Origin of the sequence: Flavobacterium tagetis (assembly GCF_016735615.1) — a bacterium.
Taxonomy (GTDB): domain Bacteria; phylum Bacteroidota; class Bacteroidia; order Flavobacteriales; family Flavobacteriaceae; genus Flavobacterium; species Flavobacterium tagetis.
This window is the reverse complement of sequence record NZ_JAERSF010000002.1, coordinates 796,482-813,524: the sequence shown is the minus strand read 5'-3', so window position 1 is coordinate 813,524 and position 17,043 is coordinate 796,482. Positions and strand designations below refer to the sequence as shown.

Below are 17,043 nucleotides of genomic sequence, written 5' to 3'. Positions count from 1 at the left end.
AGCTTATAAAACCAACACTATTACATTTAAAATCAAACAATTAAAAACAAAACTAAATCATAAAAAATATACCAAAATTACTTTAGCATAATGAATAAAAAAAGCCCTGATTTCTCAGGGCTTATATATTTTTTGCTGAATGAATTATTCAGAAACTTTGCTTTTTATCACTAATCTGAATCCTTCTCCGTGAATGTTTAAAATTTCAACATCTTCATCTGCTTTTAGATATTTTCTCAATTTAGCAATGTAAACATCCATACTTCTTGAAGTAAAGTAGTTGTCGTCTCTCCAGATTTTAGTTAAAGCTAATTCTCTTGGCATTAAATCATTTTCATGAAGAATTAACATTTTAAGCAATTCGTTCTCTTTTGGAGACAATTTGATTGGCTCTTCATCTTGGAAAGTAAGGAATCTCAATTTTGAATTTAAGTGGAATTTACCAATATTAAATTCAAACTGTACTTGTTCTGCTTTTGTATCAGCTGATTTTCTTTGAATGATAGCTTTAATTTTCATTAAAAGAACTTCTGAATCAAAAGGTTTATTTAAATAGTCGTCTGCACCGGCTTTATAACCTTTTAATACATCTTCTTTCATAGATTTTGCAGTTAAAAAGATAATTGGCACTTCACTGTTCTTCTCTCTAATTTCTTTGGCTAAAGTGTAACCATCTTTATAAGGCATCATTACGTCAAGAATACATAAATCATATACATCCTTCTTGAATTTCTCGAAACCTTCCATACCGTTTTTAGCTAAAGTAACTTCAAAGTCATTTAACATTAGATAATCTTTAAGAACCGCCCCAAAATTTAGGTCATCTTCTACTAAAAGTATTCTTTTGTTAGTATTTTCCATATTTTAATTTATTAATGGTATTTTTATTATAAAGGTGCTACCTTTTCCTTTTTCGCTTTCTACATATACTTGACCATTGTGATCCTCTACTATTCTTTTTACGTAAGCAAGCCCTAAACCATGTCCTTTTACATTATGAAGATCACCTGTGTGCTCTCTGTAAAATTTCTCAAATACTCGTTTTTGAGCTATCTTACTCATTCCCACCCCATGATCTTTCACTTTAATCAAAATCATATCTTTAATATTTTCAGTAAAGATTTCGATCTCTGGCGCATCTGGCGAATATTTAATAGCGTTTTCCAAAATATTAACCAATACGTTTGTAAAGTGAACTTCATTTATCAAACAGGTTGTTCTTGCTGCGTTGTAGTGTCTTACTACACTACCTTTTCTGTCTTCTAAAATAAGATTTACATGCTCAATAGCATCGTCAATTATATCTGTCACTACAGTTGGCTCTTTGGTTATATCAAGTTCTCTTTTTTCTAATTTTGAAATACGAAGAACATTCTCAACCTGAGCGTGCATTCTTTTATTTTCATCTCGAATCATTTGAAGATAACGATAAACTTTTTCTTTATCTTCAATAACTTTCGGACTTCTAATAGCATCTAATGCTAGATTTATTGTTGCAATTGGAGTTTTAAATTCATGCGTCATGTTATTTATAAAATCTGTCTTGATTTCAGAAATATGCTTCTGACGCAATAATTGATTTAACGCGCTTGTGTATGCAACTATAATAATTAATGTAAAAACTATTGATAAAATAGTAATACTTAATAATTCAGATAATAAAAATTTCTTTTTGTGGGGAAAAGTAACTGATAATTCATACCTGCTATTTCCTTCATTATCTGTATAAATTGGAATATTATAAGTAGATTCTTTATCAAAATGAAATCCATCAGATTTAATTTTTGTTGGAACTCCACTACTGTATATTCCGAATTCAAATTTGGTCTTTACACCATATTCTTCTAGCTCTTTTTTCAATAATTTATAAAGCTTGTCTTTTGTTATTCTCCCTTCTATTGGAGTCAATGAAGCAATATCTTTATATTGAATCTGTTGCTGAACTTTATTTAAAATATCTAAACTTCCTGATTTTTCACTTCTAAGATCAGGAATAATGCTTTGTCCTAAACTATTATTATCAATTCCTGTGTTGTTATTATAAACTTCAGTTACCCTTTTTGAACTGAAATTTTTAAAACGTTCACTACTGAATTTTTTGTTAAAAACCGAACCATTGATATCATAATCTTCAGATGTCAATGTGTTTGAATAAACAATTGTTTTATTCGTTTTTGTGTTTCTCTGTACGTAGAGTACTTCTAGTAAATCTTCTTTTTTTGGAATTTTACCCGTACTGTCTTTAATACGGTTGTATTTGTCGTAGAAACTGTACTCTTCTTGTTGTTCCAGTTTATCTGCAACATTTCCAATTACTTGAGTAACGTGGTATTTAAATTGTTCTTCATTATTTTTGAACGAAGAATTGAACCAAAACACTTGCACTAGAATTATCCCTATCAAAGACAGACTCATCAATAAAACAAGTATTCTAAAAAATAATTTATTCATCGAAACAAAATTAATATTTTAACAATATACTAAATAATACATTAACCAAATATTAACATTTAAGACTGTTTTTGTTTTATATTTAAAATTTTAAGAATTTTAACAACTTCTTCTCTGGCATTTTTAAGATTATTGTTATTAATCACGAAATTGCTCTTAGAAATTCGTTTTTCATCATCCCACTGCATTTTCATTCTACTTAAAACTTGTTCTCTGGTAGTTTTATCTCGTTTTATAACCCTATCAATTCTAACTTCTTCTGGAGCAGTAACAGTTATAATTACGTCGCATTCTTTATATCGACCACTTTCAAACAAAATAGCAGCTTCATAAATTACATACTCATAATTTTTATGTCCTTTCACCCATTCTTCAAAATCGAGCTTTACTGCTGGATGTACAATTGAATTCAATTTTGCCAATTGCTCTTTATCATTAAAAACTACCTGCGCTAACTTGGCGCGATCTAAAACTTCTCCATCAAAAACATTGCCACCAAAAGCAGATTTAACTTCTGCAAGAATATTTTTTGACTGCATTACTCTTTTAGCACCGTCATCAGCGATATAAACAGGAACGTCCATCTCTTCAAAATAGTTTGCAACAGTAGTTTTTCCGCTGCCAATTCCTCCTGTAAGACCAATAACTTTTGTCATTCTTATAATTTAAAAAACATACGCGGAAAAGCTTCCTGCGGTTTTTTCTTTAACAAAATCACTTTTACATATGATTTTAAAAATCCTGTTCCGTAACCATAAAACTGTTTCCAGACTGCTATTACAGACAGATATCCAATTTTGATGCTTTTATTCTGAATACTCGATGTAAGAAAAATTATAACGAAATATACGAAATATAATTGTAATAAAATATCGATATTGAAAATTAACAATAAAAAAGCTAATAATAATCCAAGTATAAAAAATGTCGGAAAGAAAAAAGTTAACTTATTATGTTCTGGATACCAACTATTTAAAATAGGCCTTGCAATACCAAATTTGTTTACCTGAATAGAGAATTTCTCCCAATCGATTCTTCTTTTATGATACACATAAGCTTCTTTAAACAGTCTGGTTTCAAATCCCAGATTCCATAAACGGATCGATAAATCTGGATCTTCTCCTGGATGAATATTTCCAAAACCTTTTGAAGCTTCAAAAGCTTTTTTAGATATTCCCATATTAAAACTACGTGGCTGGAACTTATTGATTTTTTCAGACCCCCCTCTAATTCCACCAGTTGTAAGAAATGAAGTCATCGCAAAATTGATAGCTTTTTGAATATCTGAAAAACTATCAAGCGCCTTATCCGGCCCTCCGAAACAGTCTACATAATTTGCATCTAATTCTTTACGAACTTCTGTCAAATATTGCGATGGAATGATACAATCTGAATCAAAAATGATAAAATAGTCTCCTCTAGCCCTCTGCATTCCGAAATTTCTAGAATCTCCTGGTCCTGAATTTTCTTTAAAATAATATGAAATATTTAATTTTCCTTGATAATTCATCACCACATCTCGACATGGAATTGAGGATCCATCTTCGACAAGAACAATTTCAAAAGCTTCATTATAATCAGATTTTGAGAGACTTTCCAAAAGCTCATCAACTTCATCTGGACGATTATACACGGGTATAATTAAAGAAAAAATCATAGCAGAATGCGCGTTATTAAAGGGTATATTTTTATTGTTGTAAAATTTTAACAAAGATATGGTATATTCACAAAAAAACCATCAACTTTTGGCTGATGGTTTTTCGATTTACTATGTAAATTAGTATTATTTGATGCTTTCAATCTCAACAACTTCGTTAGTATCTGCGTTGTAATCAACACCAGGAACTTCAAATCCGAATAAGTTTAAGAAATCATTTCTATATCCTGCTAAATCACCAATTTCTGGCAATGTTTCAGTTGTAGCTTCTAACCAAAGTTTAGCCACTTTTTCCTGAACATCTTCACGCATTTCCCAGTCATCGATTCTGATTCTTCCTTTTTCATCAACAGGAACTTCAGAACCATTGTATAATCTGTCTTGGAATAAACGCTGGATTTGCTCGATACAACCTTCGTGAATTCCTTCTTCTCTCATGATTTTATATAAAAGAGAAATATATAACGGAATTACTGGAATTGCAGAACTTGCTTGTGTAACTAATGCTTTATTTACAGAAACATATGCTTTACCTCCAATAGATTTTAAAGAATCACCGATAGTAAATGCAGTAGCCTCTAAATGATCTTTTGCACGACCGATTGTTCCTTTACGGTAAACCGCTTCCGTCAATGCTGGCCCGATATAAGAATAAGCAACTGTTGTAGCTCCTTCAGCTAATAAATTTTCAGCTTTTAAAGCGTCAATCCACATTGCCCAGTCTTCACCTCCCATTACTGCAACAGTATTTTCAATATCTTCTTCATTTGCAGGACTAATAGAAACATCAGAAACTTTTCCTGAATGGAAATCAACTGTTTTGTTTGTAAACGTTTGCCCAATTGGTTTTAAAACTGAACGGTGCGTAACACCTGTATTTGGATTTGTACGCACTGGAGAAGCTAAACTATAAATTACAAGATCCACTTGGCCTAAATCAGCTTTGATTAAATCTAAAGTTTCTCTCTTAATTTCGTTTGAGAAGGCATCCCCATTGATACTTTTTGCATATAAACCTGCTTTATGAGCTTCTTTTTCGAATGCTGCAGAATTATACCATCCCGGAGAAGCTGTTTTTCCTTCAACTGGTGGTTTTTCAAAAAACACCCCAATTGTCGATGCACCAGAACCAAAAGCACTAGTAATTCTTGAAGCCAGTCCGAAACCTGTAGAAGCACCGATTACTAAAACTTTTTTAGCACCAGCGATTTCTCCTTTAGATTTTACGTATTCGATTTGATTTTTTACATTTTGTTCAGCTCCCGTTGGGTGGGCAGTCAAACAAATAAATCCTCTCATTCTAGGTTCTATAATCATCTTGCAATTATTTTTTTTGTATTATTTCAATTTCAGTTTTAATTTTTCAAAAATAGACATTTTATCCTTAACCCTTTTCATATTAGCCTTCATATTGTCAATAAAATTTGGGTTCAATGCATTTTTCTTGGCTTCTTTATAAAATTTATAGGCTTCAATATATTGGTTCTCATATTCAGCCATTCTTCCTAATTCACTGTTATAAGAAGAATTATCAGCATTTTCTAAAGTAACCAATGTAAAATTAACATGCTCTTTTGCCTCAGCATAACGCCCAATATCAATCAGTAAATAAGTATAATTTAAATACGGAGCTGAATATTTAGAATCAAACTTCATAGCCAATTTGTAGTGATATATTCCTCTTTCATAATCACTCAATTTATTATAATAAATCCAACCCAAATGATTGTGAGCTTTCCCAAAATCAGGATATTGAGACAAGATTTCTTCTAGAAGCTCTTTTGCATCTGCCGAATTTCCTTCAGAAATTAGTGAATCTGCTTTTATAAACTGATTTTCGTAAAAACTCAAACTCTCCATTTCTATAATTAATTCAATAATTCTTTTGCATGATTTAAAGCTGAATCAGAGATATTTGCTCCCGATAACATTTGGGCTATTTCTATAATTCGGTCTTCTTGCGATAAAAGTTTTAATTCAGACTGCGTATCGTCTCCGATTGTAGATTTGGAAACTTTAAAATGAGAGTCTCCTTTTGCTGCAATTTGCGGTAAATGTGTAATGGCAAAAATCTGCATCGTATTACTCATTTCCTTCATAATCTCTCCCATTCTAATAGCAATTTCTCCAGAAACTCCTGTATCTATTTCGTCAAAAATTAAGGTTGGCAGTTTAGAGTATTTAGCTAAAATTGCTTTTACAGCTAACATAATACGAGACATCTCCCCTCCTGACGCTACTTTTTTAAGCAGGCCAAAATCGGTTCCTTTATTTGCAGAGAATAAAAATTGCAGTTCATCTTTTCCGTTTTGGAAATAGTTTTCTGAAGGCAACAATTCCATGTTAAAACGAGCATTTGGCATTCCTAAAGTTTCCAAAATAGAAACGAGCTGCTCTGATAATCTCGGAATTGCATTTACTCTATTTCCATGTATTTTCGATGCGTAATTATCAAGTTCACTTGCTTTTTCTTCTATAATTTTAGACAAAGATGTAATTTCTTCATCCATATTATCCAATTCTAATAAAGAATTACCCAAATCTGACTGAATCTGAAGAAGATCATCTACAGAACTCACTTGATGTTTTTTCTGTAAATTATAAATCAGCTGTAATTTTTGATTTATCAATTCTAACTGCGTAGGATCATTTAATAATTTCTCCGAACAATTTTCTAATTCTTTAGAAATATCATCAAACTCGATAGTTAAACTTGTAATTCTTTCAAACAAATTTTGATATTCTGGTGAAAAAGGAGCTACTTTTTGCAAGGCATTTTTAATTTCATTTAAATTATGAAAAACACCAAATTGCTCTTCGTTTGCAATTGCTAGAGATTTATCTAAAGACTCTTTTATTATCTCAACATTATTCAGTTTTTCGTAGTCGGCTTCTAACTCTTGCTGTTCTCCAGATTTTAATTGAGCCGCAACCAATTCATTTAATAAAAATGTATGGTATTCCTGTTCTTTACTTGCATCACTCTGCTTTTTCAGCAAAGCACTCAATTTCGACTTATCAGTTTTGTACGATTTCAGCAGTTTTTGATAATCAGCGATTACCTCTGAATTATTTGCAATGGCATCAATAATTTTAAACTGAACATTTTCATCTGATAATTCTTGAGTTTGCTGTTGTGAATGAATATCAATCAAATATAAACTCAAATCTTGCAGTTCTTGAAGATTTACAGGACTATCATTTATAAAAGCACGTGATTTACCTGACGGCAAAATTTCTCTTCTTATGATCGTTTCATCCTCATAATCTAAATCATTAGCTTCAAAAAACTCTTTTAAATTGTATTTTCCAATTTCAAACTGCGCTTCAATAACACATTTTTCTTCTTTATTTTTCAACGAAGTAAGATCTGCCCTTTTTCCTAAAACAAGACCAATCGCGCCTAAAATAATCGATTTCCCTGCACCTGTCTCGCCTGTAATTATAGAAAAACCTTTAGAAAAATCTATCGCTAGTTTTTCGATAAGAGCATAATTTTTAATTGACAACGATGTAATCATAGGGCGGTTTTGTAAAAAAAAATAAAAGTTAACGAAGATAAAAAATGAAAAACAAGATTAATATTTAATCTGTGACCATTTTGTAGAGTTTAACGGCGAAACTTTATTCAAAACATCCGTTAAATCTGTAATTGGAATACTTGGACCTCCAGAAAAAATCGAAACAATTTCGTCTGATTTTGCGTCAAAGAAAACTCGTGTTATAAAAGCATTTGGCTTAACTGAATTTAATTTCCCGATAAGCAATATTGCGTTTTTAATTTTTTCTTTTGCTGCTTTTTGATCCAAAGTCATTGCATCTAATCCAGTATGATAAGCATAGGTAGTCTGACGCAAATCGCTATATGTTGGCGCAATCATGTCATTAATTAAATAATAACGATTCTGAAGTCCGTCAGATTGGTTCCAACCTTTAAAACCCCCTTGCTGTGCCACATTGGCAATATTTTGTGCAGTTTGAAGATATGGATTTCCTGCACCCATTTGAAAGGTATCAGCATCCATTCCTAAAATTACATAACAGTAAAAAGATATAACAGAAACTAGATTTGAGTCGTAAGTACTTGGATTAAATAACAATGGCTCGTATTCTGTATATCTAAAATTAAAATCTTTATCGTTATAATTTAAAACTGGAGAAGAATACGTAGAATTAAAAATCAATCTTGAAGACTGAACTTGAATTGTTCCAGTAAATTGATCAGAACTGTTGGAAGACAAAGTAATATACATTGAACAGTTTATTCTCTCGTTTTGCTTTAAAACAGAACCTGTCCAATCTGTTTTATTGACAAACTCAGCCAGAGAAGTTTGAAGTGTTTTAAAAACCTGATTATTAGGATTGGTTAGACGTTCTGTATTAATAGTAACTGTACAGTTTAGCTGTTGAGCTTGTACAAAACCAAAGCTTAAAAATACTAATAGCGTAACTATCTTATTCATAATCGTCTAATATTTAATTTTACAAACATAAAGGTCTTCCCAATTATGCTTCTGGCGTATATTTTAAATTTATGATTTTGAAAAATGCAGAATAACTTTATTCAAAATATCAGCCGCAACAGATTCTTTTGATTTCAATTCCATTGGTTCTATTTCAAAATTTTTATCAATAAACGTCACTTTATTGGTTTCTTTTTTAAAACCGGCACCTTTATCTTGTAAGGAATTTAGAACAATCAAATCTAAGTTTTTTTTCTGAATTTTCAACTTAGCATTTTCAATTTCATTTTCAGTCTCTAATGCAAATCCGATTAAAAACTGATTTTTTTTGATAGCACCCAAAGAAGATAGTATATCTTTTGTCTTTTCTAGTTCTATCGAAAATTCGTCTGTATTTTTCTTAATTTTCTGATCTGCAACAAATTTCGGTCTGTAATCTGCAACTGCGGCCGCAGCAATTGTCGCATCAACTTCATTAAAATGTAAATGACAAGCATCGTACATTTCTTGAGCCGAAACAACATCAATCACTTTAATGAGACTGTTTTTAGCTTTCAAATGAGTTGGACCTGCGATCAAAAACACTTCTGCTCCTAAGCTTGCTGCTTCATTAGCTATATCAAACCCCATTTTACCAGAAGAATGATTGCCAATAAAACGCACAGGGTCTATCGCTTCGTATGTTGGACCAGCTGTAACTAGTATTTTTTTCCCTTTTAGTGGCAATTTACTTTCTAAATCGGCTTCTAGAAAAGCTACAATGTTTTCAGGTTCTGCCATTCGGCCTTCTCCAGACAAACCACTAGCCAATTCTCCACTTTCAGCAGGAATCATAATGTTCCCGTACTGTTTTAAAGCAACAAAGCTCGATAAAGTTGAAGGATGTTTGTACATATCCAAATCCATTGCAGGCGCAAAATAAACTGGACATTTTGCCGATAAATAGGCCGCAATTAAAAGATTATCACAGTTTCCTGTAGCCATTTTAGATAAAGTATTGGCAGTAGCAGGCGCAATCAGCATAAAATCTGCCCAAAGAGCCAATTCCACGTGATTGTTCCAAACCTCGTCTTCATCATCCTGATTAAAGAAACTTGAATGTACTGGATTTTTTGATAAAGTAGATAATGTAAGTGGGGTTACAAAATCCTTAGAAGCAGGTGTCATGATCACTTGGACATGTGCACCTGCTTTTATAAAAAGTCGTACTAAAGTGGCTGTTTTATAGGCTGCGATTCCACCAGAAACACCCAGTAAAATCTTTTTCCCGTTTAAAACTGACATTGTACTATTATTTGTTTGAACTTCTGTGGTAAGTTTTACCGTCTAACCATTCTTGAACAGCTAAAGCGTGTGGTTTTGGTAATTTTTCGTAAAATTTAGAAACTTCAATTTGTTCTTTATTTTCAAAAACTTCCTCTAGACTATCATTGTAAGTAGCAAACTCTTCTAATTTTTCAGTCAATTCTTTTTTAATCTCTGAATTAATTTGATTTGCTCTTTTAGCCATAATGGTAATTGCCTCATACACATTTCCTGTTGGCTCTTCAATAACTGTTTTATTGTAAGTTATTGTGTTTACAGGAGCATTCGTCTTTTTTAAATCCATGACTTTATTTTATTTAGTAAATTTTTGTAAATCTGTTTCAACTCTGGCATTCATTTCGTCTGCCTTTTCTTTGTATTTTGTATCGCTTTTAAACTTCATCAAGTTAGCATAAGCCGTTTGCGCAACGTGTAAACGCTCTTCCATTTTTGAAGGAACACTATTAATTGCCAATTGGTATGCTGAATCATATTTATAAAACAATGCATCTTCTTTTAAAGGCGTTCCAGGAAAATCAGCGATAAAATTATCAAAAGCAATTAAAGCCGATTTATAATCTGAAATTGTATTATATCCTTTAGCATTTTCATATGCTTTTTTCTCTAATTTACCGTTTAGCTTCTGTACAGCCTCATTAGCTTGAGCCATATATTCAGAGTTTGGATAATTATCCATGAATGTTTGCAATTTTTCTATTGCTTTTACTGTATCTGCCTGATCTAAACTATAAACTGGTGACAATTTAGAATAACTGTAAGCTCCTAAAAAAGCAGCTTCTTGCACTTTCTCACTTCGTGGATATCCCGAAACAAAAGCTTCAAACTGATAACCAGCTAGATAATATTGTTTTGTTTTGTAATACGATTGCGAAAACATGTAAAACAGCTTTTCTGCCTGAGGTTTTCCTCGGTAAGAAGTGGCTAATTGCTCAAAAAGACGGATCGCTTTTGTGTATTTACCAGCATCATACATTTTTGTTGCCATTTCAAATTTTGCTGCAACATCTTCATTTTTCAACGCTTTTTGATATTCTCCACAAGAATAAAAAAGAGTTACAACAATTAAAAGCAATAGTGTTTTTTTCATTTTCTTACTGTTATTACAATCTCTCAGACAATTATGCCAAAGTGAAATCGCACCGAAGTTTCGGTGGCAAATTTAGTTATTAATTTAGCTACTGCAAAATAATTTTTTAGTATCTTAAAATACTAACACTTTAACAATTATTTAATGCTGTTTTTTACAAACTCATTAAGTCTTGTTGCTAGAGATTCATCAACAGAAACTAATGGTAATCGAACCGTGTTTTCAGCAATTCCAAGTGCTTGGAAGATTTGTTTAATTCCAGCTGGATTTCCTTGTTCAAAAATCATATCAATACTGTCTGACAAGAAATAATGTGTTTTAAACGCATCAACCGCTTTTTTATTTAAACCTAAACGAATCATTTCTGAAAATTCTTTAGGAAAACCTTGCCCGATTACAGAAATAACGCCAGCTCCTCCCGCTAAAACAATTGGCAACGCCAGCATATCATCTCCAGAAATCACTAAGAAGTCTTTTGGCGCATTTTTAATAATTTGCATTGCTTGAGCCATATCTCCTGCTGCTTCTTTAATAGCCACAACATTCTTAAAATCGTTAGCCAAACGCACCACTGTCGAAGGAAGCATATTACTTGCTGTTCTTCCTGGAACATTATATAGGATTACTGGAACTGGAGAAGCCTCAGCAATTGCTTTAAAGTGCTGATAAATTCCTTCTTGAGTTGGTTTATTATAATATGGAGAAACAGATAATATCGCTTCAAAAGCAGAAAAATCTCTTGTTTTTAACTCTTCAACAATCTGCATAGTATTATTACCTCCTACTCCTAAAACAAGAGGCAATCTTCCTTTATTCACATCGATTACAGTCTTTATTACCAACTCTTTCTCATCTGCTGTAAGGGTAGCATTTTCTGCTGTTGTTCCCATTACAACTAGATATTCCACTCCACCATCTATAGAGAAGTTTACAATTCGCTGTAAAGCCTCAATGTCAACTGAAAAATCTTTTTTAAATGGCGTTACAAGCGCAACACCTGTTCCTATTAATGATTGCATATTATTAATTATAATTTATTTTATATTTTTTAAATACCTAAACAATTCTGAAATGAACAGTTTATAGTTTCCTATTCCTGTATTAATCATCAAACGATTCAGGTTTTGATCTACAGCAGAAAATCCGACTTTAAATTTAGCTTTTGATTTGCTGGTTAACAACATCAAAAAAACATTTTCAACATCGTAATAACTCAGTAAAAGATCAAATTTTGAATCTAAAAATTCATTCACAAAATCTTCTGTAATTTCGCCATTCCAATTAATGTGCTTTTTACCAAAAGTTGGGCGAACATAGCTGTCTTTTTCCTTAATTTTTTCTCTGTATGCAAGAACTTTTATATTCTCTAAAGCAATTCCATGAAGTGTTAGTTCCTTAATTAATGCTTCTGAAGATTCAAAAGTGCTCTCATCTATCAATAAACCAATTGTTTGAACGTTTTTAGTAAATACTTCGCTTTTTTCATTATTTAAATTAACATTTAATGATTTTTTTACAAAAAACTCCTTTATATAATTCAAAAACATAGTACTTTTACCAGATTACAAAATTAATTATTTAAGTTGCATTTAAAATGGTAAAACTAAAAAAGTATAACGGATTTTTAAAACTTTTTGTTATATTCTTAACACTTTTTTCAATCTCTTCTTGTAGTACCAAGAACTACAATCTAACTAAAATTGAAGGAAAACAAGTTCCTGTTACCGAAAAGACTGGGGAAACTACTGAAATTGAAAACTTTATTAAACCTTATCGCGATCACATTAATAAGGATTTGGATAATGTATTGGCTTATTGTCCTGAAACACTTGACAAAAGCACAGGAAAATGGCAAACCGGAATCGGAAGCTTAATGGCTGATGTTTGCGTGCAAAGAGGAAACATTGTTTTTAACGCTCGCGAAAAGAAAGATATCGATTTATGCCTTTTAAATCATGGTGGAATTCGTGCTATTCTTCCTAAAGGAAATGTTACTACAAGATCGGCTTTCGAAATTATGCCTTTTGAAAACAGCTTAGTTGTTATGGCATTAAAAGGTGAACAGATCTCAGAAATTGCCGCTTATATTATTAAGGAGAAAAAACCTCAACCTTTGTCTGGAATGACATTTACTATTGCAAAAGATAACAAGGCAAAAGATATCATGGTCCAAGGCAAACCGCTTGATCTAAACAAAACGTATTATGTTGCCACAAATGACTATTTAGCAAATGGTGGTGACAGCATGACTTTCTTTGCAAAAAGCACTCAAAAGTTTGATTTAAACTATAAACTTAGAGATGTCTTAATTGATTATTTTAAAGAAGTAGACACAGTAGTGGCTCCAAAAAATATCAGAATCACAGAGGAATAAAATTTATAAAAAAACAAGTATAGCATTTCTGCAAAAAATATATAAAATGAAAAGAAGAGAGTTTATCGAAAAAACAGCAGCAAGTACTGCCCTATTAAGTTTAGGATTGTCTTTGAGCAGTTTTGAAAGTAACGATATTAAGCATCTAACAATTCTACATACTAATGATGTGCATAGCCACATTGATCCTTTTCCTGCTGATGATCCACGCAACCCAAATAAAGGAGGTGTATCTCGTCGTGCAACATTAATTGAAGCTATCCGTAAAGAAAATCCAAATGTGCTTTTGTTGGATGCCGGAGACATTTTTCAAGGAACGCCATATTTCAATTATTACGGTGGAGAATTAGAATTCAAATTGATGAGCATGATGAAATATGATGCTTCAACAATTGGAAATCATGATTTTGACAATGGTCTAGACGGATTATATGCTCAGCTTCCGCATGCAACTTTTGACTTCATCAATTCTAACTACGATTTTAAAAACACGGTTATGGATGGACATATTAAACCGTACAAAATCTTTAATAAGAATGGAATTAAAGTTGGGGTTTTTGGTGTTGGAATTGAACTGCAAGGCCTAGTAGATAAAAAATTATATCTAGAAACTGTTTACAATAATCCTGTTGAAGTTGCTCAGGATATGACAAAACTTTTAAAACAAGAACAAAAATGTGATCTAGTAATTTGCCTTTCACATTTAGGCTACAAATATAAAGATGAGCCTACAAAAATTAGTGATTTGACATTTGCTGCACAAACTCAGGATATTGACTTAATTATTGGAGGACACACACATACTTTCTTGGATAAACCTACAGTTGTAAAAAATAAAGCTGGTAAAGATGTCTTGGTAAATCAAGTGGGATGCTACGGAATTAATTTAGGCCGTATCGATTTCTATTTTGATAAAGATAAAGCTCATACAAATCAAAGCGCCACTATTGTGGTATAGTTTTTTTTTGAATTCTAGCTTTTTCTAAAAAGTATTCTACCATAAAGAAATAAGCTAGAATTTGAGTTGTATCTCGTATTAAAACTAAAACAATAGAATACGAGAAAAATTCATTAAAAATATAAAAGATATCAGAGAAGATGTAGCTTATGGCCATGAGCGACATCAGCAATGCGATATGTGTTCCTTTTGTGATGTAACTTACAAAGCAGAAATAGCTTAGTATACTCAGAACAATTCCGTAAACAGTATAAATCACAATAAATTTTCTCATACTATCGAGCTGCAGACTCAAAACAGAGATTAACAAATAAACTATAAATACCACTACTATAGAAATAGGCAGAATATCCCGTCTGGTTAATCTAATTCTCTCGTGTTCTCTAATAAAGATGGTAACGATCAAACTATAAACAACGAGAAAACTGAGTACACCTCCTAATTCAGAGCTTTCAACATCCATTAAATCATAAACTTGTCCTACAAAACAAAAAAAGAAAATCAGCCCTTCTGTTTTTTTTATTTCGAACTCACTGCTAATTAAATAGTAAATAAAAATAGCAGGGAGAACAATAGCTTTTGCATATGTGGCAAAAACATCTTGTTCTGTCCAATCAAAAATGATTGTACAAAACAAGCCAATAAAGAACAAAATTAATGATGGTTTGTTAGGCTTCATTTAATTTGTTTATAAAATCCTCTTCTGATAATATGGTAATATTTAATTTTGTTGCCTTTTCCAGTTTCGCTGGCCCCATATTATCTCCTGCCACTACAAAGTCTGTTTTTGCAGAAATTGAGCTTCCTACTTTTCCTCCGTTATCTTCGATGGCTTTCTTTAGTTCATCTCTAGAAAATTGACTAAAGACGCCAGAAACCACAAAAGTTTTTCCAACAAATTTATCAGTAGCATTTGGGTTTATTTTTTCTTCAATTTCAAATTGAATTCCATAACTTTTTAAACGTTCAATAATTTTTTGGTTCTCTTCATTTTCGAAGAATTCAATCACACTTTTGGCAATTCTTTCTCCAATTTCATCTACCAAAATTAAATCCATTAAAGAAGCTTGAGCTAAAGCATCTATATTTTTATAATGTTTGGCTAATTTTTTGGCAACAGTTTCTCCAACAAAACGAATTCCCAGTGCAAATAACACACTCTCGAACGGAATTTCTTTTGATTTTTGAACTCCATTTACCAAATTTTCAGCTGATTTTTGAGCCATTCTTTCTAAATGTAGAATATCCTCAACTTTCAGTTCATACAAATCGGCATAATTGTGTACTAAACCATTTTTAAACAACAAAGCAACTGTTTCGCCTCCAAGCCCTTCGATATCCATCGCTTTTCTTGAAATGTAATGTTGCACTCTTCCTATAATCTGCGGAGGACAACCGTAGAAATTAGGGCAATAATGATTCGCTTCTCCAACATTTCGAACCAATTCTGTATGGCACTCTGGACAATAAGAAATATAATGTGTTGGTTCTGAATTTTCAGGACGTTTTTCTAAATCTACTGCAATGATTTTTGGAATGATTTCTCCTCCTTTTTCAACAAAAACAGTATCGTTTATTCTAATATCTAATTTTTCAATCTGATCTGCATTGTGAAGAGAAGCTCTCTTAACAATTGTTCCTGCAAGCTGTACAGGCTCCAAATTGGCAACTGGTGTTATAGCTCCTGTTCTTCCGACTTGATACGAAATTGATTTTAATACAGTTGAAACTTGTTCAGCTTTAAATTTATAGGCAATTGCCCAACGTGGCGATTTGGCCGTATAACCTAATTCTTCCTGGTACTGAATACTATTTACTTTTACCACAACACCATCAGTTTCATAAGGCAAATTATGACGGTGCACATCCCAATAATCAATAAATTCAAAAACTTCATCCATGCTATTGGCTAATTTTGCTTCTTTCGGAACTTTGAATCCCCAGCTTCTAGCCAATTCTAATCCTTCATATTGAGTTTTAAAAGGCAGGTTGTTTCCTGTTACAAAATAAAGTAAACACTCCAGCGGACGTTTAGCAACCTCAGCACTATCTTGCAATTTCAAACTTCCTGAAGCTGTATTTCTTGGATTTGAATATGGCGTTTCTCCGATTTCTATTAACTCCTGATTCATTTTCTCAAAACCAGCATGCGGAAGTATAATTTCGCCTCGGATATCAAATTTATCGGGATAATTTCCCTTTAAATGCAACGGAACCGATTTTATAGTTTTGATGTTATTTGTTACCTCATCTCCTTGAAAACCATCTCCGCGTGTTAAAGCTTGAACTAGTTTTCCGTTTTCATAAGTAATGCTTATTGAGGCTCCATCATATTTTAATTCGCACGTATATTGCAGGTTTACGTTTCCTAAAACTTTCTGGATACGGTTTTCCCAATCTAAAAGATCTTCTTTAGAATAAGAATTATCTAAAGAATACATTCTATACTGGTGCGCAATGGTTTTAAAATTTTTAGTCACAGCTCCGCCAACTCTTTGTGTTGGTGAGTTTTCGTCAAAAAACTCTGGATGTTTTTTTTCTAAATCCTGAAGTTCTTTTAATTTAATATCAAAATCATAATCTGAAATTGTGGCATTGTCTAACACATAATAATTATAGTTGTGCTGATTAAGTTCATTTCGTAATGTTTGAATGGTCTCTTGAATGCTCATAAATTGTAAAATATTGCAGATTATTGTGATGAAAAACTGAATATCAAAATTAGAA

17 protein-coding genes are annotated in these 17,043 nt (G+C 32.0%); 2 read left to right on the top strand and 15 right to left on the bottom strand.

Translation table 11 applies throughout. The features are described 5' to 3' along the window. Positions 1-144 precede the first annotated feature (144 nt). The 13 genes from JI750_RS11025 to JI750_RS10965 form a co-directional block, all read right to left on the bottom strand. Positions 145-861, bottom strand: a complete 717-nt coding sequence (locus tag JI750_RS11025; RefSeq protein WP_095927693.1) for a response regulator transcription factor — start codon at positions 859-861, stop codon at positions 145-147. 3 nt (positions 862-864) lie between these two features. Beyond that, complete coding sequence (locus JI750_RS11020; protein WP_202001493.1) at positions 865-2,451, bottom strand: sensor histidine kinase; 1,587 nt, start codon at positions 2,449-2,451, stop codon at positions 865-867. Between the two features lie 59 nt (positions 2,452-2,510). Then, complete coding sequence (gene coaE, locus JI750_RS11015; protein WP_202001491.1) at positions 2,511-3,107, bottom strand: dephospho-CoA kinase; 597 nt, start codon at positions 3,105-3,107, stop codon at positions 2,511-2,513. Between the two features lie 2 nt (positions 3,108-3,109). Further along, positions 3,110-4,108, bottom strand: coding sequence for a glycosyltransferase family 2 protein (locus JI750_RS11010; RefSeq protein WP_202001489.1), 999 nt, complete (start codon positions 4,106-4,108; stop codon positions 3,110-3,112). Positions 4,109-4,234: 126 nt separating this feature from the next. Next, on the bottom strand, positions 4,235-5,425 hold the full coding sequence (gene fabV / locus JI750_RS11005; protein ID WP_202001486.1) for an enoyl-ACP reductase FabV: 1,191 nt from the start codon (positions 5,423-5,425) through the stop codon (positions 4,235-4,237). 21 nt (positions 5,426-5,446) lie between these two features. Next, positions 5,447-5,968, bottom strand: coding sequence for a tetratricopeptide repeat protein (locus JI750_RS11000; protein WP_202001484.1), 522 nt, complete (start codon positions 5,966-5,968; stop codon positions 5,447-5,449). An 8-nt stretch (positions 5,969-5,976) separates the two neighbouring features. Next, a complete protein-coding gene (recN, locus tag JI750_RS10995) occupies positions 5,977-7,629 on the bottom strand; it encodes a DNA repair protein RecN (RefSeq protein ID WP_202001481.1) in 1,653 nt (550 codons plus the stop codon). A 57-nt stretch (positions 7,630-7,686) separates the two neighbouring features. Beyond that, positions 7,687-8,571: a type IX secretion system protein PorD gene (porD, locus tag JI750_RS10990; protein ID WP_202001479.1), complete on the bottom strand. Its 885-nt coding sequence runs from the start codon at positions 8,569-8,571 to the stop codon at positions 7,687-7,689. A gap of 69 nt (positions 8,572-8,640) precedes the next feature. Further along, positions 8,641-9,855, bottom strand: coding sequence for a bifunctional phosphopantothenoylcysteine decarboxylase/phosphopantothenate--cysteine ligase CoaBC (coaBC, locus tag JI750_RS10985; RefSeq protein WP_202001476.1), 1,215 nt, complete (start codon positions 9,853-9,855; stop codon positions 8,641-8,643). Positions 9,856-9,862: 7 nt separating this feature from the next. Beyond that, positions 9,863-10,180: a DNA-directed RNA polymerase subunit omega gene (locus tag JI750_RS10980; RefSeq protein WP_008463064.1), complete on the bottom strand. Its 318-nt coding sequence runs from the start codon at positions 10,178-10,180 to the stop codon at positions 9,863-9,865. Positions 10,181-10,189: 9 nt separating this feature from the next. Next, positions 10,190-10,984, bottom strand: a complete 795-nt coding sequence (locus JI750_RS10975) for an outer membrane protein assembly factor BamD (RefSeq protein ID WP_202001464.1) — start codon at positions 10,982-10,984, stop codon at positions 10,190-10,192. A gap of 137 nt (positions 10,985-11,121) precedes the next feature. Further along, positions 11,122-12,003, bottom strand: coding sequence for a 4-hydroxy-tetrahydrodipicolinate synthase (dapA, locus tag JI750_RS10970; RefSeq protein ID WP_202001461.1), 882 nt, complete (start codon positions 12,001-12,003; stop codon positions 11,122-11,124). Between the two features lie 15 nt (positions 12,004-12,018). Further along, positions 12,019-12,531, bottom strand: coding sequence for a DUF6913 domain-containing protein (locus JI750_RS10965; RefSeq protein ID WP_202001458.1), 513 nt, complete (start codon positions 12,529-12,531; stop codon positions 12,019-12,021). A 47-nt stretch (positions 12,532-12,578) separates the two neighbouring features. Between JI750_RS10965 and JI750_RS10960 the strand changes: the two genes are divergently transcribed. Both JI750_RS10960 and JI750_RS10955 read left to right on the top strand, forming a co-directional pair. Then, the gene (locus JI750_RS10960; protein ID WP_202001455.1) at positions 12,579-13,358 is read left to right on the top strand and encodes a 5'-nucleotidase C-terminal domain-containing protein; all 780 of its coding nucleotides are present in this window, start codon (positions 12,579-12,581) and stop codon (positions 13,356-13,358) included. 46 nt (positions 13,359-13,404) lie between these two features. Then, a complete protein-coding gene (locus tag JI750_RS10955) occupies positions 13,405-14,316 on the top strand; it encodes a bifunctional metallophosphatase/5'-nucleotidase (protein WP_202001453.1) in 912 nt (303 codons plus the stop codon). On the opposite strand, the gene JI750_RS10950 is transcribed toward JI750_RS10955, so the two are convergent. Next, on the bottom strand, positions 14,303-14,995 hold the full coding sequence (locus JI750_RS10950; protein ID WP_202001451.1) for a hypothetical protein: 693 nt from the start codon (positions 14,993-14,995) through the stop codon (positions 14,303-14,305). The genes JI750_RS10955 and JI750_RS10950 overlap by 14 nt on opposite strands. Continuing rightward, the gene (ligA, locus tag JI750_RS10945; protein ID WP_202001449.1) at positions 14,985-16,988 is read right to left on the bottom strand and encodes an NAD-dependent DNA ligase LigA; all 2,004 of its coding nucleotides are present in this window, start codon (positions 16,986-16,988) and stop codon (positions 14,985-14,987) included. The genes JI750_RS10950 and ligA overlap by 11 nt, the downstream gene beginning before the upstream one ends. Positions 16,989-17,043: the final 55 nt, after the last annotated feature.

What these genes read in the sequence shown, in the direction of transcription:
- porD (WP_202001479.1), bottom strand. Translation starts at nt 8,571, where the DNA reads ATGAATAAGATAGTTACGCTATTAGTATTTTTAAGCTTTGGTTTTGTA.
- JI750_RS10950 (WP_202001451.1), bottom strand. Translation starts at nt 14,995, where the DNA reads ATGAAGCCTAACAAACCATCATTAATTTTGTTCTTTATTGGCTTGTTT.
- dapA (WP_202001461.1), bottom strand. Translation starts at nt 12,003, where the DNA reads ATGCAATCATTAATAGGAACAGGTGTTGCGCTTGTAACGCCATTTAAA.
- JI750_RS10955 (WP_202001453.1), top strand. Translation starts at nt 13,405, where the DNA reads ATGAAAAGAAGAGAGTTTATCGAAAAAACAGCAGCAAGTACTGCCCTA.
- coaBC (WP_202001476.1), bottom strand. Translation starts at nt 9,855, where the DNA reads ATGTCAGTTTTAAACGGGAAAAAGATTTTACTGGGTGTTTCTGGTGGA.
- JI750_RS11020 (WP_202001493.1), bottom strand. Translation starts at nt 2,451, where the DNA reads ATGAATAAATTATTTTTTAGAATACTTGTTTTATTGATGAGTCTGTCT.
- recN (WP_202001481.1), bottom strand. Translation starts at nt 7,629, where the DNA reads ATGATTACATCGTTGTCAATTAAAAATTATGCTCTTATCGAAAAACTA.
- JI750_RS10980 (WP_008463064.1), bottom strand. Translation starts at nt 10,180, where the DNA reads ATGGATTTAAAAAAGACGAATGCTCCTGTAAACACAATAACTTACAAT.
- ligA (WP_202001449.1), bottom strand. Translation starts at nt 16,988, where the DNA reads ATGAGCATTCAAGAGACCATTCAAACATTACGAAATGAACTTAATCAG.
- JI750_RS10975 (WP_202001464.1), bottom strand. Translation starts at nt 10,984, where the DNA reads ATGAAAAAAACACTATTGCTTTTAATTGTTGTAACTCTTTTTTATTCT.
- JI750_RS11025 (WP_095927693.1), bottom strand. Translation starts at nt 861, where the DNA reads ATGGAAAATACTAACAAAAGAATACTTTTAGTAGAAGATGACCTAAAT.
- JI750_RS11010 (WP_202001489.1), bottom strand. Translation starts at nt 4,108, where the DNA reads ATGATTTTTTCTTTAATTATACCCGTGTATAATCGTCCAGATGAAGTT.
- fabV (WP_202001486.1), bottom strand. Translation starts at nt 5,425, where the DNA reads ATGATTATAGAACCTAGAATGAGAGGATTTATTTGTTTGACTGCCCAC.
- JI750_RS10960 (WP_202001455.1), top strand. Translation starts at nt 12,579, where the DNA reads ATGGTAAAACTAAAAAAGTATAACGGATTTTTAAAACTTTTTGTTATA.
- JI750_RS11000 (WP_202001484.1), bottom strand. Translation starts at nt 5,968, where the DNA reads ATGGAGAGTTTGAGTTTTTACGAAAATCAGTTTATAAAAGCAGATTCA.
- JI750_RS10965 (WP_202001458.1), bottom strand. Translation starts at nt 12,531, where the DNA reads ATGTTTTTGAATTATATAAAGGAGTTTTTTGTAAAAAAATCATTAAAT.
- coaE (WP_202001491.1), bottom strand. Translation starts at nt 3,107, where the DNA reads ATGACAAAAGTTATTGGTCTTACAGGAGGAATTGGCAGCGGAAAAACT.